Source organism: Stenotrophomonas maltophilia, assembly GCF_039555535.1.
Lineage (GTDB): Bacteria > Pseudomonadota > Gammaproteobacteria > Xanthomonadales > Xanthomonadaceae > Stenotrophomonas > Stenotrophomonas maltophilia_Q.
In genome coordinates this window covers 315,831-335,734 of sequence record NZ_CP154630.1, presented here as the reverse complement: position 1 = coordinate 335,734, position 19,904 = coordinate 315,831, and the positions used below count along the sequence as shown (strand labels likewise).

General features: G+C 67.3%; 16 protein-coding genes. 10 read left to right on the top strand and 6 right to left on the bottom strand.

From position 1 onward, the window contains the following. Nucleotides 1–97: 97 nt before the first annotated feature. From AASM09_RS01450 to AASM09_RS01435, 4 genes are all read left to right on the top strand, one after another. Nucleotides 98–817: an HAD family hydrolase gene (locus AASM09_RS01450; RefSeq protein ID WP_049429638.1), complete on the top strand. Its 720-nt coding sequence runs from the start codon at nucleotides 98–100 to the stop codon at nucleotides 815–817. Between the two features lie 3 nt (nucleotides 818–820). Then, nucleotides 821–2,188 (top strand): leucyl aminopeptidase family protein, encoded by a 1,368-nt coding sequence (locus AASM09_RS01445; protein ID WP_049429637.1) that lies wholly within the window; start codon nucleotides 821–823, stop codon nucleotides 2,186–2,188. A gap of 322 nt (nucleotides 2,189–2,510) precedes the next feature. Further along, nucleotides 2,511–3,614 (top strand): catalase family peroxidase, encoded by a 1,104-nt coding sequence (locus AASM09_RS01440; protein WP_049429636.1) that lies wholly within the window; start codon nucleotides 2,511–2,513, stop codon nucleotides 3,612–3,614. Beyond that, the gene (locus AASM09_RS01435) at nucleotides 3,611–4,147 is read left to right on the top strand and encodes a cytochrome b (protein ID WP_049429635.1); all 537 of its coding nucleotides are present in this window, start codon (nucleotides 3,611–3,613) and stop codon (nucleotides 4,145–4,147) included. The genes AASM09_RS01440 and AASM09_RS01435 overlap by 4 nt, the downstream gene beginning before the upstream one ends. Nucleotides 4,148–4,702: 555 nt before the next feature. On the opposite strand, the gene AASM09_RS01430 is transcribed toward AASM09_RS01435, so the two are convergent. The 4 genes from AASM09_RS01430 to AASM09_RS01415 are packed head-to-tail and all read right to left on the bottom strand — an operon-like array spanning nucleotide 4,703 to nucleotide 8,207. Further along, nucleotides 4,703–5,305: a response regulator transcription factor gene (locus AASM09_RS01430; protein ID WP_025878350.1), complete on the bottom strand. Its 603-nt coding sequence runs from the start codon at nucleotides 5,303–5,305 to the stop codon at nucleotides 4,703–4,705. Next, nucleotides 5,302–6,525, bottom strand: a complete 1,224-nt coding sequence (locus tag AASM09_RS01425) for a sensor histidine kinase (RefSeq protein ID WP_049431509.1) — start codon at nucleotides 6,523–6,525, stop codon at nucleotides 5,302–5,304. Before AASM09_RS01425 ends, AASM09_RS01430 begins: the two co-directional genes overlap by 4 nt. Nucleotides 6,526–6,531: 6 nt before the next feature. Further along, nucleotides 6,532–7,314 carry an ABC transporter permease gene (locus tag AASM09_RS01420; RefSeq protein ID WP_049431506.1) on the bottom strand — a complete coding sequence of 261 codons (783 nt, stop codon included), beginning with the start codon at nucleotides 7,312–7,314 and terminating at the stop codon, nucleotides 6,532–6,534. Beyond that, nucleotides 7,311–8,207, bottom strand: coding sequence for an ABC transporter ATP-binding protein (locus AASM09_RS01415; RefSeq protein WP_100443745.1), 897 nt, complete (start codon nucleotides 8,205–8,207; stop codon nucleotides 7,311–7,313). Before AASM09_RS01415 ends, AASM09_RS01420 begins: the two co-directional genes overlap by 4 nt. A 202-nt stretch (nucleotides 8,208–8,409) precedes the next feature. On the opposite strand from AASM09_RS01415, the gene AASM09_RS01410 reads away from it, so the two are divergent. The 5 genes from AASM09_RS01410 to AASM09_RS01390 all read left to right on the top strand — a co-directional run bounded on the left by AASM09_RS01410 (nucleotide 8,410) and on the right by AASM09_RS01390 (nucleotide 16,194). Beyond that, nucleotides 8,410–9,657 (top strand): efflux RND transporter periplasmic adaptor subunit, encoded by a 1,248-nt coding sequence (locus AASM09_RS01410; RefSeq protein ID WP_049431503.1) that lies wholly within the window; start codon nucleotides 8,410–8,412, stop codon nucleotides 9,655–9,657. Between the two features lie 102 nt (nucleotides 9,658–9,759). Next, complete coding sequence (locus tag AASM09_RS01405; protein ID WP_004137569.1) at nucleotides 9,760–10,449, top strand: ABC transporter ATP-binding protein; 690 nt, start codon at nucleotides 9,760–9,762, stop codon at nucleotides 10,447–10,449. Nucleotides 10,450–10,463: 14 nt separating this feature from the next. Next, nucleotides 10,464–11,621, top strand: coding sequence for an ABC transporter permease (locus tag AASM09_RS01400; protein ID WP_005407727.1), 1,158 nt, complete (start codon nucleotides 10,464–10,466; stop codon nucleotides 11,619–11,621). Nucleotides 11,622–11,634: 13 nt separating this feature from the next. After that, nucleotides 11,635–12,957 (top strand): ABC transporter permease, encoded by a 1,323-nt coding sequence (locus AASM09_RS01395; protein WP_049431500.1) that lies wholly within the window; start codon nucleotides 11,635–11,637, stop codon nucleotides 12,955–12,957. Between the two features lie 411 nt (nucleotides 12,958–13,368). Further along, nucleotides 13,369–16,194 (top strand): TonB-dependent receptor plug domain-containing protein, encoded by a 2,826-nt coding sequence (locus tag AASM09_RS01390; RefSeq protein ID WP_049431496.1) that lies wholly within the window; start codon nucleotides 13,369–13,371, stop codon nucleotides 16,192–16,194. 200 nt (nucleotides 16,195–16,394) lie between these two features. On the opposite strand, the gene rarD is transcribed toward AASM09_RS01390, so the two are convergent. Both rarD and yedA read right to left on the bottom strand, forming a co-directional pair. Further along, on the bottom strand, nucleotides 16,395–17,288 hold the full coding sequence (gene rarD / locus AASM09_RS01385) for an EamA family transporter RarD (RefSeq protein ID WP_049431492.1): 894 nt from the start codon (nucleotides 17,286–17,288) through the stop codon (nucleotides 16,395–16,397). Then, on the bottom strand, nucleotides 17,285–18,190 hold the full coding sequence (yedA, locus tag AASM09_RS01380) for a drug/metabolite exporter YedA (RefSeq protein ID WP_049431490.1): 906 nt from the start codon (nucleotides 18,188–18,190) through the stop codon (nucleotides 17,285–17,287). The genes rarD and yedA overlap by 4 nt, the downstream gene beginning before the upstream one ends. Before the next feature lie 223 nt (nucleotides 18,191–18,413). Here yedA and AASM09_RS01375 point away from each other — a divergent pair, with 223 nt between their 5' ends. Next, nucleotides 18,414–19,748, top strand: coding sequence for an MFS transporter (locus AASM09_RS01375; RefSeq protein ID WP_049431487.1), 1,335 nt, complete (start codon nucleotides 18,414–18,416; stop codon nucleotides 19,746–19,748). Nucleotides 19,749–19,904 lie beyond the last annotated feature (156 nt).

Sequence of the window (19,904 nt, the reverse complement as noted above, 5' to 3'; positions counted from 1 at the left end):
CAAGGGCATAACTGGCAGGCAACCTGCGCCGCCCCGAACCCGGCTGCCCCGCCCGCCGCGCCGCATGAAAGGCCGCGCGGGCAGGTAGAATGGCGGGGTGAATTTCCCCGTCCAAGCCATCACCCTCGACCTTGACGACACGCTGTGGCCGTTCGCTCCGATCGGCGCCCGCATCGAACAGGTCCTGCACGCGTGGATGCGCGAACACAGCCCGGCCACCGCTGCGATGTATCCGGTGGCGGCGATGCGCAAACTGCGCGAGCGGCTGTACCACGCCCATCCGCACCTCCACCACGACCTGAGCGCACTGCGCCGGCTGACCCTGCACGAAGCGCTGCACACCAGTGGCGCCAGCCTCGATCTGCTGGAACCGGCGTATGAGGTGTTCTACGCCGCGCGCAACCAGGTCGAGTGCTACCCGGATGCAATCGACGCGCTGGCGCGTATCGCCGCGCGGGTGCCGGTAGCGGCGTTGAGCAACGGCAATGCCGACCTGGAACGGATCGGCCTGGCCCATCATTTCGTCTTCCAGCTGGGTTCGCGCGAACACGGCGCGGCCAAGCCCGAGGCCAGCATCTTCCACGCCGCCTGCACCCGTCTGGGTGTGGCGCCGGCCCAGGTACTGCACGTCGGCGACCACGCCGAGATGGACGTGGCCGGAGCGATTGCCGCCGGCCTGCGCGGCTGCTGGATCAACCGCGAGGCTGCCACCTGGACCCATCCGCAACTGCAGCCGGACCTGCAGTTCGACACCCTTACCGGCCTGGCCGACTGGTTGGACGCCAACCTCGACGCCGCCGCACCCCGGAGTATCTGACGCATGAGCGAGATCACTGGTTTCACCGCCGACACCGCCGCGGCGCTGCCGTTGTACGTGCTGGACCGCGAGCAGTTCGCCGCGTGGAAGGACGGCCAGCCGGCTGCCACCCAGGCATGGCTGGCATCGCAGGGCTTCAACGCCGGCGCCCACAGCGTGGCGCTGCTGCCGGGCACCGATGGCCTGGCCGGTGCCGTGATGGGCGTGGGTGATCGTGGCGATGCCTACAGCTATGCGCATGCGCCGCACGCGCTGCCCGAAGGCAGCGTCTGGCAGCTGGCCAATGAACTGCCGGCCGCCGAACTGGCGCTGCTGCAGCTGGGCTGGGGCCTGGGCAGCTACCGCTTCGACCGCTACCGCAAGCGCAACCGCGCACCGGCGCAGCTGGTGGCTGCACCGTCCGGCGAAGTGGCCGACCTGATCGCCGCCAGCCTGCGCGTGCGCGACTGGGTCAACACCCCGACCGAAGACATGGGCCCGCAGCAGCTGGAAGACGCCGCACGCGCCCTGGCCGATGCACATGGCGCGCAGGTCGAGGCGATCACCGGCGATGAGCTGCTGAAGCAGAACTTCCCGGCCATCCACGCCGTGGGTCGCGCTTCGCACCGTGCGCCACGCCTGGTCGTGCTGCGCTGGGGCAAGGACACCGATCCGGCGCTGGTGCTGGTCGGCAAGGGCGTGTGCTTCGATACCGGCGGCCTGGACATCAAGCCCGCCGACGGCATGCGCAACATGAAGAAGGACATGGGCGGCGCCGCACACGCGCTGGCCCTGGCCGGCCTGGTGATGGCGCGCGGGCTGCCGGTGCGCCTGATCCTGCTGGTGCCGGCGGTGGAAAACGCGATCGGTCCGGATGCGTTCCGTCCAGGCGAAGTGATCGCTACCCGCAAGGGCCTGAGCGTGGAGATTGACAACACCGACGCCGAGGGCCGCGTGATCCTGTGCGACGCGCTGACCTTCGCCGGCGAGCAGAAGCCGGACCTGGTGCTGGACTTCGCCACCCTCACCGGTGCCGCGCGCATCGCACTGGGCCCGGACCTGCCGGCACTGTTCAGCAACGACGACACGGTGGCCCAGCAGTGGCTGCAGGCCGGTGATGCAACCCGCGACCCGGTCTGGCGCATGCCACTGTGGCGCCCCTACCTGCGCTACCTGAGCAGCGGCATCGCCGATCTGGCCAACGCCGGTTCGCGCATGGCCGGCTCGGTCACCGCCGCGCTGTACCTGGAACGCTTCCTGGAAGACGGCCAGCGCTGGGCGCACCTGGACGTGTATGCCTGGAACGACGGCGAACGCCCGGGCCGTCCCGCCGGTGGCGAAGCGCTGGCGCTGCGCTCGGCATGGGCGATGCTGAAGGCGCGTTACAGCTGATCGGGTGGGTGCCGACCTTGGTCGGCACGCCGTACCCGACCCGACCGCCGGGGCAGGCATGGGCACGGTAGAGTCGACTGTTAGTCGACTGCTCTTGGATCCGACTGCTCTTGGATCCGGCTGCTCTTCAAACCGACTGCTCTTCAATTGGAACCGGCCGTGAAAACCCCGCGCTGCGCGCGCGAGTCGACTGACAGTCGACTCTACCGGGGCGTTGGCAGGGCTGGAAGTTTGACGAAAAATTGAATTTCGGCCGCGGCCGGGTTCTGCGAGGATGTGTGGGTCGACCACCCACACGCTCCGTGAAGGCAGGACTCCGACCATGTCGCTCTTCCGCTACACCCGCGCCGGCCAGACGCCGGGCGCACCACGCAAGCATTCACCCCTGCTCTGGATCGCACTGATCGCGCTCATCCTGGGTGCGGTCGCGTTGGCCTTCGCCTGGCTGGCCGGATGGATTGGCGGCCGCCTGACCGCGCAGCGCTTCACCGACACCATCGAAGCCACCGGCCCGGCTCATCCCGGGTTCCGCCGTGCGCACAGCAAAGGCGTGTGCGTGAGCGGCTGGTTCGAACCAAGCGCGCAGGCTCCCACCCTGTCCAGTGCACGGGTGTTCTCGCAGCGCCGCGTGCCGGTGATGGGGCGGCTGTCGATCGGCGGCGGCGATCCCTACGGCGCCGACAACACCGCACGCGTCCGCAGCATCGCGGTGCAGATGGTCAGTGATGATGGCCAGGAATGGCGCATGGCGATGAACAGCTTCCCGTTCTTCGCCGTGCCCAACGCCGAGGCGTTCTACGCGCAGACGCGTGCCTCCATTCCCGACACGGCCACCGGCAAGCCGGACCCACAGAAGATGGCGGCAGTGCTGGCGAAATACCCCAGTGCGCAGGCGTTCCAGCAGTGGGCCAAGACCGCACCGTGGACCAGCAGCTGGGCCGACACCACCTTCAACAGCGTCAACAGCTTCTGGTTCACCAATGCACAGGGCCAGAAGCGTGCGGTGCGCTGGCGCTGGCAGCCGCAGGCGGCAGTGGTGGAGATGGATGCGGAAACGCGCAAGCAGGCCAGCGTCGATTTCCTCAGCCAGGAACTGCAACAGCGCCTGGCCAGCGGCCCGGTGCGCTGGAACCTGGTCGTGACCATCGCCGCGCCCGGCGATGCCATCGATGATCCATCGGTGCCGTGGCCCGCGTCGCGCGATGAGGTGGTGGCCGGCGTACTCAGCCTGGACCGCATGCAGTCGCAGGAGGAAGGCGCCTGCGGCCAGATCAACTTCGATCCGCTGATCCTGCCCAGCGGCGTGCGCGGCAGTGACGATCCGATCCTGGCTGCGCGTTCGGCCGTTTATTCGCAATCCTTCAACCGTCGCGAACGCGAGCGCGCCAGCGGCAATGTCGAGCAACCGAAGGAGGCCGCGCGATGAACACCCACAACGGCCACTTCAACCTGCTGGCGCGGGTGCTGCACTGGACCATGGCGCTGATGATCATCGCCATGCTGTTCATCGGCGTGACCATGGTCGCCTCGCTGCATCTGCGTCCCGTGCTGATCGACCTGCACCGCCCGCTGGGCATCGCGATCCTGTTGCTGGTGCTGCTTCGCCTGTACAACCGGCTGCGCCATCGCCCGCCGCCACTGCCGGCCGACCTGCCGGTGTGGCAGGTGATGGCGGCCAAGGCCTCGCACTGGATGCTGTATTCGCTGATGCTGGCGATGCCCTTGATCGGCTGGGCGATGCTGTCGGCGGGCGGTTACCCGATCGTGCTGTGGGGAGGCCTGCACCTGCCGCCGATCGTGCCGCACACCCCGGCGCTGTACGCCGCGTTGCGCAATACGCACAGCCTGCTGGCATATGTGTTGTTCGCCACGGTGCTGATGCACGTGGGTGCAGCGCTGTTCCACCTGTGGGTGCGGCGCGATGGGGTGTTCCAGGCGATGGCGCGCGGGAAGGATTGAAGGGGCTCGCCGGGAGTTCCCGGCGGATCGTTTCCGCGACTGCGGAGGGGTGTCACTTTCTTTGCGCGCAAAGAAAGTAACCAAAGAAACGCTCCGCCGGCCGCGAGCCGACGTGCTTCGCACGCCGGTGCCCTGCGCTCCTCGATCCGTCGAGGGACGGCGCGGGAACTCGCTGCGCTCAGACACCCGCGCCTCTTCGCCCTCGCCGGACCTGCGGTGCTCGGCTCGCTCAAGGCGGACTTGAAGGTCAAGATCAATGGCAACAGCATCCACGCATGGCGTGGACCTACGGGGTGCAACATCGGCTTTTGACGTTGGGTCCGCCTTTTAGCGAGCCGAGCATCGCAGGGGAATCAGGGGCGAAGAGGCGCGGGTGTCTGAGCGCAGCGAGTTCGGCGCCGTCCCCTGATTCACCGAGAAGCGCAGGGCACCGGCGCGCAGCGCCGGCTCGCGATCTGGCGGCGTGTTTCTTTGGTTACTTTCTTTGCACGAGCAAAGAAAGTGACACCCCTCCGCGGTCGCGGAAATGACATCACCGGGAAACGCAAGGCGCCGCTACAACCACCCCTTCTGCCGCGCCAGCCGGTACGCCTCGATCCGGTTGGCCACGCCAAGCTTGCCGATGCACTCGGACAGGTAATTGCGTACCGTGCCGTGCGACAGCCCCAGCTGTTCGGCAATCTCACTGGCGGTACGGCCCTCACCTGCCAGCCGCAGGACGCGGCGCTCGCGGTCGGTCAGCGGATCGGCCTGCGACCACGCATCCAGCGCCAGCTGCGGATCGATCGCGCGGATGCCCTGCTTTACCTTGCGCAGGGCCTCAGCCAGGTTCTCCGCCGGCGCATCCTTCAACAGGTAGCCCAGCACGCCCGCTTCCAGCGCGCGGCGCAGGAAACCGGCGCGGGCGAAGGTGGTCACGATCACCACCTTGATCGGCAACTCATGGCGGGCGATGCGCTGCGCCAGCTCCAGCCCCGACAGGCCCGGCATCTCGATGTCGGTCACCAGGATGTCCGGCTGCAGCTGCTGCAGCATGCGCCAGGCGGCCTCGCCGTCGGCAGCACTGCCCAGCACCTCGATGTCCGGCTCCAGGCCCAGCAGCGCGGACAACGCACCCCGCACCATCGCCTGGTCTTCAGCCAGCAGGATGCGGATCATGCGGCACCGCCCGCTGCCAGCGTCGGCGGCGCGCCCGGCGGCAGCGGTGTGGTGGCCGCGCCCACAGGCACGCGCACGGTCAGCACCGTGCCCTCGCCCTTCGCAGACTGCACCTGCAACTGCCCGCCCAGCGCCGCCACCCGCTCACGCATCCCGCACAGGCCATTGCCTTCGGCCTGCACACCGCCGCGGCCATCGTCGCGGATCTGCATCGCCAACATCCTTCCTTCCAGCATGAAATCCACCCGCGCCTGCGTTGCCTGCGCATGCCGGGCGATGTTGGTGGCCGCTTCGCGCAGTACCAGCGCCAGGCCACGTTCGACGTCCACCGGCATTGCCGGTGGCGACGCATAGTGCAGGTGCACCTGCTGGCATTCCAGCAGCAGGCGTGCCGAGGCCAGTTCGCCCGCCAGGTCGCTGGCACGGATGCCGGTGACCGCACTGCGCACCTGCGCCAGTGCCTCACGCGCGATGTCCTCGGCCTCGCCGATCTCCTGCCGCGCACGTGCATCGCCACGGTCGTGCAGCTTGCGCGCCAGCTCCAGCTTCAAGGTGATCAGCGACAGGGTATGGCCCAGCAGATCGTGCAGATCGCGGCCGATGCGCTCGCGCTCGGCGGTGGTGGCCAGCCGCCGCACTTCCTCCTGCGAAAGCTGCAATGCGGCATCCTTTTCCTTGTTCACCGTCTCCACGTTCACCACCATGCCGATGATGAACGACACCGCCGGCACCCAGACCAGGCTCTGCCACGGGTAGTGCGCAAGGTAGGCCACCAGGTAGAACACCGCGTTGAGCACGGCCAGCAGCAACAGATAGCGCCACCAGCTGCTGCGCCCGCAGACCCGCAACATCACGCAGCCGAAAATGAAGTAGCTGATGCCCGATGGGTACCAGGGCACCAGCACGATCGCCAGCGCGGTCATCGCCAGTGCATAGCGGGGCGCATGGTGCCGCGGCGACAGCAGCAGGCGCGCATACAGCACCAGGAACAGCGGATAGCTGGCCAGGGTGAACCACAGCCAGCGCAGTGTGTAGCCCCCGGAGAACAGCGGCGTCATGAACACCCACACCGTCCACAGCAGGTGGATGGCATCGGCCCAGGCCGGTTTGCCGCGGCGCAGGTTGTCGGCCACTGCCGAGTCCGGTGCGGGGCGCAGCAGGGAAGCAAGCCAGCTCGACGACACGGGGTGATCCAGGCGGGGACGATCGCTGCCGATCATGCCAGTTCAGCCGATCCGGCGCAGGCGGCGACGCGCCAGCAGCAACGCCACAAGGGTGACCGCCAGCAGCACCAGCAGATGGCCGGAGACGCTGCCCACCGACGGCAGCCCCACCACCGGCAACGCCAGCTGGGCCAGGTGCCAGGTCGGCCACAGCGGGGCCATCGTCGAAAACACCTTCGGCAGCGCCGACAGCGGCAGCCACAGGCCGGACAGCAGCGCCAGCGGCAGGTAGACCAGGTTGACCATCGCCGGCGCCGCACTGGCGCTGACATGGCTTCCGATCAGCAGGCCGATCGCCCCCAGCGGCAGCGCGGCCAGCCCCGCCACCGCCATCAGCTGCAGCATCTGCACCGCCTGAAGCTGCACGCCACCCATCGCGCGCGCCACGCCGATCAACAGAGCGGCCACCAGCAGCGCGAACATCACGGCCATCGCAAGTCGCGCCAGCAACGGTGCCGCCGCCGGCATCGGCAGCGCGCGCTTGAGGGTCAGCAGGCCGCCTTCACGGTCCAGCGCCAGCTGCACGCCGAAGCCGAACAGGGCCGGCGCCATCGCACCGAACACGCAGTAGGTGGCCAGCAGGTACAGCGGTGCATGGCCGCGGCCCAACAACACGCCGAACAACAGGTAGAACAGCACCGGGAACAGCAGCGAGGGTACGGCGAAGGCGGGTGTACGCCAGGCGCGGCGCAGCTCGGCCTGCAGTTCGGCACGGTACGGGCGCAGCGCGCGCCGCCAGGTCGATACCGGACGCGCAGCGGCGGCAGTCGGATTCAGGGTATTCATGCGGCCTCCCGGGTCAGGTCGAGGAAGGCATCGGCCAGCGCCGCGCCCTGTACTTCCAGTTCACGCAGCTGCGCATCGGCGGCCAGCAGGCGAGCCACCACCGGCTCGGCCGGGCTCGCCAGCAGCTGCAGATGCTCGCCGTCGCGCTGCACCTGCTGCACGCCCGGCCAGTACTGCACCTCTTCAGCGGACAGCACGCTGCGGCAGCGGATGCGACGCGGCCGCTCGGCCAGGCGCAGTTCGGCCAGCGGCGCGTCGGCCAACACCCGGCCCTGTTCCAGCACCACCACCTGCTGCGCCAATGCCTCGGCCTCCTCCAGGTAGTGGGTGGTCAGCAGCACGCCGCAGCCTTCGGCCACCAGCTGCCGGATGGCCTGCCACATGGTCTGCCGCGCCTGGATGTCCAGCCCGGTGGTGGGCTCGTCCAGGAACAGTACGCGCGGGCGCCCACACAGTGCGTTGGCGAACTGCACGGCGCGCTGCTGGCCACCGGACAGCTGGCCGTAGCGGCGGCCCGCCAGCGCCTGCAGTCCGGCGCGCTGCAGTACCTCCTGCAACGGCATCGGGTCGGGGTAGCAGGCACTGGCCTGGGCCACCAGCTCGTCCACCTGCAGCATCGGCGGCAGGTTCGTGCTCTGCAGCATCACGCCCAGGCCGAGGCGGCTGGCACGCTGCTGCGGGTCGCCACCGAGCAGCTCGACCTGGCCGGCGTCGGCGCGGCGCAGGCCCAACAGCACGCTGATCGCGGTACTCTTGCCGGCACCGTTGCGGCCCAGCAATGCCAGCACCTGGCCAGCGCGGACCTGCAGGTCGATGCCATGCAGGGCGGTATGGTCGCGATAGCGCACCTGCACCTGCTGCAGGCGGGCCAGCGACGGGGCGATCGGATCCATGGGCGGTACCGGTAGCGGGGACGTTGCCATCCTGTGCCGCCGTGGTCACATTTCGCAGTTGCCGCCGTCAGTGTCATCGGATGACAGCTGTCACTGCCGTCATCGCTGTGCCTGCCTTCATGCTGTGCCGCACGCTCCACCGCCGGAACCGCCGCCGTCCGCTCTTCCGGCCACACCCGCCCGAACGTCTGTGATGGAACGAATGAACGCTTCTGCCGAGCTGTTGAAGGAACTCCGTATCGACCGCAAGTCGCCACAGCCGCCCTCCGGTGGCAATGGCGGCGGTCGGCGCTGGCTGTGGATCACGATTGTCGTGATTGCCGTGCTGCTGGCCGCCGGCGCCTTCGCGCTGTTCGGCCGCACCCCGGCCGTTGAGGTGGAAACCGCACCCGCGGTAGCCATCCAGCAGGGCAGCGCCAGCAGTTCGGTGCTTGACGCCAGTGGCTACGTGGTCGCCCGGCGCATGGCCACGGTATCGGCCAAGATCACCGGCAAGGTGCGCGAGGTGATGATCGAGGAAGGCATGCGGGTCGAAGCCGGCCAGGTGATGGCCACCCTGGACCCGATCGATGCCGATGCGCAGCGCAGCCTGTATGCCTCGCAGCTGCAGGCCGCACGCAGCCAGGTGGCCGGGCTGGAAGCACAGCAGAAGCAGGCCGCCGCCGAGGCCAGCCGCCTGCAGGCGCTGGTCGGCCAGCAGCTGGTGTCGCGCTCGCAGTACGACCAGGCCGTGGCCCAGCGCGACAGCCTGCGCGCACAGCTGGACACTGCGCAGCGCAACGTCAAGGTGGCACACGACCAGCTGGCCATCGCCGACCTGGGCGTGGACAACAACGTAGTGCGCGCGCCGTTCTCCGGCGTGGTCACCGCCAAGGCGGCGCAGCCGGGCGAGATCGTCTCGCCGCTGTCGGCCGGCGGTGGCTTCACCCGTACCGGCATCGGCACCATCGTCGACATGGATTCGCTGGAGATCGAAGTCGAGGTCGGCGAGGCCTTCATCGGCCGCGTGCAGCCGAAGATGCCGGTGGAAGCCACGCTCAATGCCTACCCGGAGTGGAAGATCCCGGGCGAGGTGATCGCCATCATCCCCACCGCCGACCGCGGCAAGGCCACGGTGAAGGTGCGCGTGGCGCTGAAGGTGAAAGACCCGCGCATCGTGCCGGAGATGGGCGTGCGGGTCAGCTTCCTCGAACAGGCGCAGCCGCAGGCGGCGACCAAGCCGCAGGGCGTGCGCGTGCCGGGCGGCGCGGTGGTCCAGCGCGACGGCACGTCGGTGGCCTTCGTGCTGGGTGACGAGAGCCGCGTGCAGCAGCGCACGGTCGAAGCAGGCCAGGCGATGGGCAAGGACCGCCAGATCCTCAAGGGCGTGAGCGCAGGTGAATCGGTGGTGGTGAACCCGCCAGACACCCTGCGCGATGGCGCCAAGGTGCAACAGAAACAAGCGCAGTAACGGCCTGGCGCCCGTGGGCGCCGCCGGCAGCACCGCTCGACGCACGCCCCCGGCCACCGCCGGCGCGCGTCCCCGTTTCCCGCCTTCCGTGGAGAACCCCCCATGTCGACCCTGGTTTCACTGCGCAACATCACCAAGACCTACCAGCGTGGCCCCGAGAAAGTTCAGGTGCTGCACGGCATCGACCTGGACATCGCCAGCGGCGACTTCGTGGCGCTGATGGGTCCGTCTGGTTCCGGCAAGACCACCCTGCTCAACCTGATCGGCGGCCTGGACAACCCCAGTGGCGGCGAAATCAGCATCGAAGGCGAGCGCATCGACCAGATGAGCGGCGGCCAGCTGTCGACCTGGCGCAGCCACCACGTCGGCTTCGTGTTCCAGTTCTACAACCTGATGCCGATGCTGACCGCGCAGAAGAACGTGGAGCTGCCGCTGCTGCTGACCCACCTCAATGCGGCGCAGCGCCGCCGCAATGCGGAGATCGCCCTGACCCTGGTCGGCCTGGCCGACCGCCGCAGCCACCGCCCGAATGAACTGTCCGGCGGCCAGCAGCAGCGCGTGGCGATCGCCCGCGCGATCGTCTCCGACCCGACCTTCCTGATCTGCGACGAACCGACCGGCGACCTCGACCGCCAATCGGCCGAGGAGATTCTCGGCCTGCTGCAGCAGCTCAACCGTGAGCACGGCAAGACCATCATCATGGTCACCCATGACCCGAAGGCCGCCGAGTACGCCACGCACACGGTGCACCTGGACAAGGGCGAGCTGGCCGACGCGCCGCTGGCCCACTGACGGAGGCCACCGCGATGAAATACTTCTCGTTGGTGTGGGCGCAGCTGTTCCGCAGCCGCACGCGCACCTTGTTGACCCTGCTGTCGGTGGTGGCCGCGTTCCTGTTGTTCGGCATGCTCGACTCGGTGCGCGTGGCGTTCTCGTCCGGCGGCAGCGTGGAAGGCGCCAACCGCCTGGTGGTGGCCTCGCGGCTATCGATCACCCAGTCGTTGCCGATCCGGCTGGAAACCCAGATCCGCCAGGTAGCCGGGGTGCGTGACGTGGCCTATGGCATGTGGTTTGGTGGCATCTACCAGGACCCGAAGAATTTCTTCCCGAACTTCTCGGTGTCGCCCAACTACTTCGATGTCTACCGCGAGCTGCAGATCGATCCGGCGCAGCTGGAAGACTGGAAACAGACCCGCACCGGCGCCATCGTCGGCGAATCGCTGGCCAAGCAGTTCGGCTGGAAGATCGGCGACACCATCCCGCTGCAGGCCACGATCTTCCCGCGTGGTGGCAGCAACGACTGGCCGCTGGAACTGAAGGGCATCTACCGTTCCAAGGACCGCGCGCTGGCCGCCAACGAAGAACGCCAGTTGATGATGAACTGGAAGTACTTCGATGAATCCAACGACTACATCAAGAACCAGGTGAGCTGGTACACGGTGACGCTGGACAATCCGGACCATTCCTCGCGGGTGGCGCAGGCGATCGATGCGATCTCGGCCAACTCCGACCACGAGACCAAGACCCAGACCGAATCAGCGTTCCAGCAGGCCTTCGTCAAGCAGTTCGCCGACATCGGCATGATCGTCACTTCGATCATGGGCGCGGTGTTCTTCACCTTGCTGCTGCTGACCGGCAACACCATGGCGCAGGCGGTGCGCGAGCGCGTGCCGGAGCTGGCCACGCTGAAGACGCTGGGCTTCAAGGACAGCACCGTGCTGACCCTGGTGATGGTGGAGTCGGTGCTGCTGATCGGCCTGGGTGGCCTGATCGGCATGGGCCTGGCCGCGCTGATCCTCCCAGCGATCGGGCCGAAGAGCATGGGCATGTTGCCGCCGCACGTACCGACGCCGACCTGGCTGATGGGGCTGGGCCTGATCGTGGTGATCGGCATCATCGTCGGCCTGTTGCCGGCGCTGCGTGCCAAGCGCCTGAAGATCGTCGACGCACTGGCCGGCCGCTGAGGAGGACACCGACATGTTCAAGAGCAAACTCAAGAAGTGGCTGGGCAACGGTGTGACGGTGCTGCTGCTGGCGATCGGCCTGGTGCTGTGGATCAGCCTGCCGTGGGTTGGCGTGCTGGCCGTGGCCGTGCTGGTGGCGCTGTGGCTGCTGCTGACCCGTGGCGGACGGCTGGCACTGGCGGCCACCCGCATCGGCGTGGCCAGCCTGCCGCAGCGCTGGGGTGCGTCCTCGGTGATCGTGGTCGGCATCGCCGGCGTGGTCGGCGTGCTGGTGGCGATGCTGGCGATGGGCGAAGGTTTCCAGGCCACGCTCAACAATACCGGCGATGACACCACCGCCATCGTGCTGCGCGGTGGCTCGCAGGCCGAGACCAATTCGGTCATCACCCGCGAACAGGTTCCCACGCTGTCCACCCTGCCCGGCATCAGCCGCGATGGCGAAGGCCGGCCGCTGCTGTCGCCGGAGCTGTCGCAGGTGGTCAACCTGGTATCGAAGTCCGACGGCACCGACGTCAACGCGCAGTTCCGCGGCGTTGGTCCGCAGGCCTGGGCAGTACATGACAAGGTCAAGATCATCGAAGGCCGCAAGTTCGCCACCGGCCTGCGCGAGATCGTGGTCGGCCAGGGTGCCAAGGGCCAGTTCCGCGACATGGACGTGGGCAGGACGCTGACGCTGGGCAACCAGACCTGGACCGTGGTCGGCGTGTTCGCCACCGGCGATGCGCATGATTCGGAACTGTGGACCGACGCCGATACGCTGGCCACCACCTACCAGCGCAGCGCCTGGCAGTCGATCAGCGTGCGTACCGATGGCAAGGCCGGCTTCGAGCAGTTCAAGGCGGCGGTCGCCGCCGACCCGCGCCTGAAGCTGGACGTGGAAACCACCCGTGTCTACTACAGCAAGCAGGGCGGCGGGCTGACCAAGCTGATCGACATCCTCGGCAAGGTGATCGGCACGATCATGGCGGTGGGTGCGGTGTTCGGCGCACTCAACACCATGTATGCGGCTGTTGCCACGCGTGCGCGCGAGATCGCCACCATGCGCGCGATCGGCTTCCGTGGCCTGCCGGTTGTCACTGCGGTGATGCTGGAGACGATGCTGCTGGCGCTGCTGGGCGGCCTGCTGGGGTGCGCGGTGGCGTGGCTGCTGTTCAATGGCTACAGCGTGTCCACCATCGGCAGCAACTTCAGCGCGGTGGTGTTCAAGTTCCATGTTTCGCCGGAACTGCTGTGGACCGGCCTGAAATGGGCACTGGGCATCGGCCTGGTCGGTGGCCTGTTCCCGGCGCTGCGCGCGGCACGTTTGCCGATCACCACGGCGTTGCGCGAAACCTGAGCATTTCGCAGCGATACAACGCGCACGTTGCAGGGGGACGAAGCGGGAGCTTCGTCCCTTTTTCATTGGTGGGGTCAGATCCCTTCACTGCGCGAAGGGATCTGACCCCAATCTGGATCCAGTAGATCCACGCCATGCGTGGATGGAAGCGTGCGCACACGCGCGGCTACAGATATCCACAAATCTGCCGCTATCGATGCCTCTGCCCATCGCGCACGCAACGTGCGTGACGCCGCGCACATCGCATCTGTGGATTGTTGGTTGCGATTCATCTTCGCGCACATTCAGCGGCATGGCGACAAACAGTTACGAATGGAAACACTCTAGAATCCCGGCCCCCACGTTGGTTTGCAGCACCCCACGCGCCCATAGAACGGGCGCTTGTTTTTCCTGAAACACGAGATGTCACGGATGTCCCTGAAAACCAATCCGCTGCGCAACGCGATCGTCATCGCGCTCGCCGCCAGCTGCACCACCCCCGCCTTCGCACAGAGCGCCGGCGATACCCCGACCAACCTCGATCGCATCGAAATCACCGGCTCGCGCATCCGCCAGGCCAGTGTCGAGACCGCACAGCCGGTCGTCGCGCTCAGCCGCGCCGAGATCGAGAAGAAGGGCTACATCAACGTCGCCGACATCCTGCAGGACGTCACCGCCGCCGGTGCTCCGAGCCTGAGCCGCTCGTCGTCGCTGAGTTCTTCGCGCGACTTCGGCGGCACGTACGTCAGCCTGCGCAACCTCGGCCCGGAACGCAGCCTGGTGCTGATCGACGGCCGCCGCATGGGCGTCAGCGCAGGTGGCTACTCCGACCTGGCCTCGATCCCGTCGGCCATCGTCGAGCGCGTGGAAGTGCTGACTGACGGTGCTTCGGCACTGTACGGCTCGGACGCCATCGCCGGTGTGGTCAACATCATCACCCGCAAGAACTTCGATGGTGCCGAAGCCAGCGTCTACGTCGGCCAGTACGGCGAAGGCGACGGTCAGAAGCGCTCCTACAGTGCCACCTTCGGCAAGACCTTCGACCGCGGCTGGTTCAGCGTCGGTGCCGAGCGCACCAAGGAAGACGAAGTGATGGGCGGCGCGCGCGAGTTCAGCCGCTACGTCAACGGCCCGCGCCACCCGAACGATGGCCTGAACGGCACCACGCCGTGGGGCAGCGTCACCGTCGGCGGCAAGTCGCTGACCGTCGGCCCGGGCGGCGACCCGACCAGCGCCAGCAACTTCCATGCGCCGAACCCGGCCGATGGTGCCAACACCAAGACCAACATGAGCCTGCTGACCGGCCTGGAGCGCACTTCGGTGTTCGCCAACGGCGGCTTCTCGATCACCGATGACCTGCGCATCGTTGCCGATGCCATGTACAGCAAGCGCGAATCCACCAAGCACCTGGCCGGCTACCCGTACTCGGTCACCGCCACACAGGCGCGCAACGGCAGCCGCGCCGCTCTGTCCAAGGACAGCGCGTTCAACCTGTGGCAGCAGGACGTGCTGTTCTCGCACCGCACCGAAGAAATGCTGCGTGGCACCGAGAACACCCTGGAAACCAAGCGCGGCAGTCTGGGCCTGGAAGGCAGCTTCGAAACCGGCTCGCGCTACTGGGACTGGAACGTCAGCTACACCTACAACCGCAATGAAGGCGAGCGCGTTGGTACCGGCAGCATGTACCAGCCGAACGTCAACCTGGCCGTCGGCCCGTCCTTCATCGAGAACGGCGTGGCCTACTGCGGTACCCGCGACGCGGTGATCGCCGGCTGCGTGCCGTGGAACCCGGCCGCGCCGATGGGCTACACCGGCCCGGGCTCGCTGAGCAACCAGGACGTGCAGGACTACCTGTTCGCCCGCTACGTGGACAAGAGCCAGACCACCACCAAGGTGGCCAGCGCCAACATCTCCGGTTCGCTGTTCTCGCTGCCGGCCGGCGACATCATGGCTGCGATGGGCTTCGAGCACCGCACCGAAGAAGCACGCTACACCCCGGACCTGATGGTGCAGAACGGCCAGATCGCCGGCACCACCGGCAAGCCGACCCAGGGCGACTACTCGCTCAACGAGGTCTACCTGGAAATGCAGGTGCCGCTGCTGGCCGACATGGCGTTCGCCCGCGAACTGTCGCTGGATGTCGCGGGTCGCTATTCGGACTACAACAACTTCGGTTCGACCACCAACAGCAAGTTCGGCGTGAAGTGGAAGCCGATCGACAGCCTGCTGGTGCGCGCCACCTATGGCACCGGCTTCCGTGCACCGACCGTGGACGACCTGTACGGCGGCACTGTCAGCACCCGTGATTCGTTCACCGATCCGTGCGATACCTCGTTCGGCACCGCTGCAAGCAGCGCCGCCGTGGCTGCCCGTTGCAAGGCCCTGAAGGTGCCGGCCAACTTCCGCCAGCTCAACAGCGACGGCACCGTGGCCAGCAAGCCGGGCCAGCAGGCCACCACCGATTTCAACTCCGGTTCCAACCCGAACCTGAAGCCGGAAACCGCCAAGACCTGGACTGTGGGCCTGGTCTACAGCCCCGACTTCGTGCAGGGCCTGGACGTCAGCCTGGACTGGTGGAAGATCCGCATCGACAACGCCATCGTTGGCGAGTCGGCCACCAACATCCTGGAACAGTGCTACGTGCAGGGCTCGGACGCCGCCTGCGGCCGCTTCACCCGTGGCAGCAACGGTCAGGTCAACGCGCTGGACCGTTCGCTGGTCAACGCCGGCTACCGCGAAACCGCCGGCTATGACATCAGCGCGCGCTACCGCCTGCCGGAAACCGCGTTCGGCAAGTTCGCCGTTACCTGGAACACCACCTACACCGACTACCTGGAGCAGCGCAATGACAACGCCGCCACCACGCCGGTGGAGCAGCTGACCAGCTGGGGCGGCAACTTCCGCGTGCGTTCGACCTTCAACCTGGACTGGCAGTACGGCAACCTGGGCATCGGCTGGACCGCGCGCTACTACTCCAGCATGAAGGAGAAGTGCTCCTACATGGACGAGTGCAACATGCCGGGCTTCAGCTCGGCCTACACCGATGCCTCGCCGACCAACAAGGTGGGTTCCAACACCTTCCACGACCTGCAGGTGCGTTATGCCCTGCCGTGGGACGGCACCGTGTCGCTGGGCGTGAACAACGTCTTCGACCACCAGGGTCCGATCATGTACAGCCAGCCGAACAGCAGCTTCACCTACTACGGTGGCTTCGACATCGGTCGTTTCATGTACATGAAGTACCAGCAGCGCTTCTAAGCCTGCAACCGCGTTCCCGCCACCGCCATCTCTCTCTCCTGGCGGTGGATGGAAGCAGAACGGCGCCCTTCGGGGCGCCGTTCTTTTTCGCGCCGAAGCGGGGTCGGATCCCTTCGCCCGGCGAAGGGCTATGACCCCAGGCGGCGAGGAACAGGGGGTCAGCGCCCTCCGCGTTGCGGAGGGATCCGACCCCGGCGCCGTTACCGCTTGCGCATCGTGCGGATGTTGTCGCCGACGAACAGCACCAGGCCGGCCCAGATCGCTGCGAAGCCGATCGCCTTGGCGGTATCGAACGCCTCATGGAAGAAAAACACGCCCAGCAGCAGCTGCAGGCTCGGCGCGATGTACTGCAGGATGCCGACCAGTGACAGCGGAATGCGCTTCACGCCGTAGGCGAAGCCGATCAGCGGTACTGCGGTGACCGCGCCACCGAAGATCAGCAGCAGGTCGTTGCGCCAGCCCCAGCCGTGGAAGAACGCGCCGCCATGGCCGTTCTCGGCCCAGATCGCAAACGCCAGCGCCGGCAGGAACAGGTACATGCTCTCCACGCCCAGGCCGGCCACCGGATCGACCGAGACCAGCTTGCGCAGCAGGCCATACAGGCCGAACGAACAGGCCAGGCCCAGCGCGATCCACGGTGGCGTGCCCGCATCGATGGTCAGCCAGGCCACGCCCACCGCTGCCATCGCCACGGCCACCCACTGCAGGCGGCGCAGGCGCTCCTTCAGTACCATCACGCCCAGCAGCACGTTCACCAGCGGGTTGATGAAGTAGCCCAGGCTGGTCTCGATCACATGGCCGGCGTTGACCGCCCAGATGTACAGGCCCCAGTTGAAGGCGATGGTCAAGCTGGACACCAGCAGGATCGGCAGCGCGCGCGGCTGTGCGGCAATCTTCTGCCACCAGTCCAGGCGCGCGCTGATCAACAGCCAGCCCAGCACCAGCACGGTGCTCCAGATGATGCGGTGGGCGATGATCTGGAACGAAGGCACCTCGTTGAGCAGGTGCCAGTACACCGGCACCAGGCCCCAGATCACGAAGGTGGACGCAGTGACCAGCAGACCCCGGCGTTGTTCTTTCTCATCCATGCTCATTTCCTTCTCGTCCTTGCCATCGTCAGCACCACCACACCCAGAAGAATCACCACCATCGCCAGCAGGTCGCGCCAGCCGAATCGCTCGCCATTGAGCAGCGCGCCCAGCAGCACCGCGATCACCGGATTGACGTAGGCATAGCTGCCGGCCAGCGCCGGGCGCACGTTCTGCAGCAGCCACACGTAGGCGGTGAAGGCGACGATGGAACCGAACACGCACAGGTACGCCATCGCCAGCAGGCCGCCGGTATCGGGCAGCGTGGTCGGGCGCTCGCCGACCGCCAGGCCGATCAGCACCAGCAGCACGCCGCCGCAGATCATCTGCCCGGCGGCGGTCATGAACGGGCCCGGCAGGTCCAGGCCGCGTGCCCACACCGAACCGAAGGCCCAGCCGACCGGCGCGATCAGCAGCAGCACCAGCCCGGTCGGCGAGGCCGTCAGGCTGCTGCCGGCATTGAGCCAGACCACGCCGAGGAAGCCGATGGCGATGCCCAGCCACTCACCGCGGCTGGCATGTTGCCCGCGCAGCGCCGAGAACAGCGCCATCCACAGCGGCACCGAGGCCACCGCGGTCGCGGCCAGGCCCGAGGACACCTCACGCTCGGCCAGCACCACCATGCCGTTGCCCAGCACCAGCATGGTCACGCCCATCACCACCAGATTGCGCCATTGCCGCAGCGTCGGGTTCGGCAGCTTCCAGAACAGGCGCAGGGCAAGGAACATCAGGCCGCCAGCAATGATGAACCGGCTGCCGGAGACCATCGTCAGCGGCAGTGCGCCGCCGTGCAGGGCCTTGGCGATGCCCAGGTAGGTCGAGCCCCAGACCACGTAGACCAGCAGCAATGCCAGCGCGACAAGGCCACCCCGGGGGGCAGCCGCAGACGAAGAGGGGGGAGCCGACATGACACACCAGGGAGCCGGGGGAAGGCGGATTCTAGGACGTTTTGAGTATGGTCCGGCACCCCGTACGGTGGCACGCTGTCATCCATCCATGCACCCTGCTCTGGTCTGCTACCCCGTGTTGACGGCTGATGCAGTACCAAGAGGGCTGCCCGGCCGCGCCGCCCCAAGGCCGGGCGCCGTTTTCCCTGCGCACGGACGCGCCGCATCGAGGATTCCCACCCAGATGAGCACCACGTCCCAACCCGCCGTACCCGCGAACGACCGCGCCGCCCTGCGGCGGTCGATCTCCAATACCCTCAAAGGCTCCGCCGGCAACCTGGTGGAGTGGTATGACGTCTACGTGTACTCGGTATTCGCCGTGTACTTCGAATCACAGTTCTTCTCGCCGGACGACAAGAATTCCACGATGTACGTGTGGGCGATCTTCGCCGCCACGTTCCTGATGCGCCCCATCGGTGCCTGGTTCTTCGGCCGCTTCGCCGACCGCCACGGCCGCCGCCTGGCCCTGACCGTCTCGGTCACGTTGATGGCGCTGTGCTCGTTCCTGATCGCCATTACGCCCACGGCGGCCAGCATCGGCATCTGGGCAGCGGTCATCCTGCTGTTCGCGCGCCTGCTGCAGGGCTTCGCCACCGGCGGCGAATACGGCGCCAGCGCCACCTACATGTCCGAGGCCGCCATTCCGGGCCGTCGCGGCTTCCTGTCCTCGTTCCACTACGTCACCCTGGTCGGTGGCCATGTGCTGGCCCAGCTGACCCTGCTGCTGATGCTGACCTTCTGGGGCAAGCCGGAAATCTCCGAGTGGGGCTGGCGCATCGCCTTCGGCATCGGTGGCATCGCCGCGGTGGTGGTGTTCTGGCTGCGCCGCGGCATGGACGAATCGCTGTCGGAGTCGTCGATCGAAGCCGCACGCGAGGGCAAGGCCCAGAAGTCCGGCTCGATGTACGAGCTGTTCGTGCACCAGTGGCGGCCGCTGCTGCTGTGCTTCCTGATCACCGCCGGTGGCACCGTGGCCTTCTACACCTACTCGGTGAACGGCCCGAAGATGATCCAGAGCGCCTTCGCGGGCAACGACCCGATGACCGGTACCCTGATCAACCTGGGCGTGCTGGCGTTCCTGATGGTGCTGCAGCCGGTCGGGGGCTGGCTGTCGGACATCATCGGCCGCAAGACCCTGCTGGTGTTCTTCGGTGTCGGCGGCGTGGTGTACAGCTGGTACCTGATCACCCAGCTGCCGCACCAGCACGACGCCACGCTGGCGTTCCTGACCCTGGCACTGGCCTTCGTCATCCTCACCGGCTACACCTCGATCAACGCGGTGGTGAAGGCCGAGTTGTTCCCCACCCACGTGCGTGCACTGGGCGTGGGCCTGGGCTATGCGCTGGCCAACTCGCTGTTCGGCGGCACCGCCCCGCTGCTGTACCAGGGCGCACTGAAGACCGGCCATGTCGACTGGTTCGCCATCTACGTCACCGCGACGATCGCGGTCTCGCTGGTGGTCTACATCTTCTTCCTGACCAACAAGGGCCCGAACTGGCTCGACGGCACCCGCAAGTAAGGGCGCTGTGGTGATCGCGGCCACCGGTGCAATGCCGGTGGCCGCTGTGGAACACCGCTCGGATGGAGCCTGCACGGTAGAGTCGACTGTCAGTCGACTGCTCTTCGATCAGATGGCGAAAAACCCCGCGCTGCGCGCGATAGTCGACTGACAGTC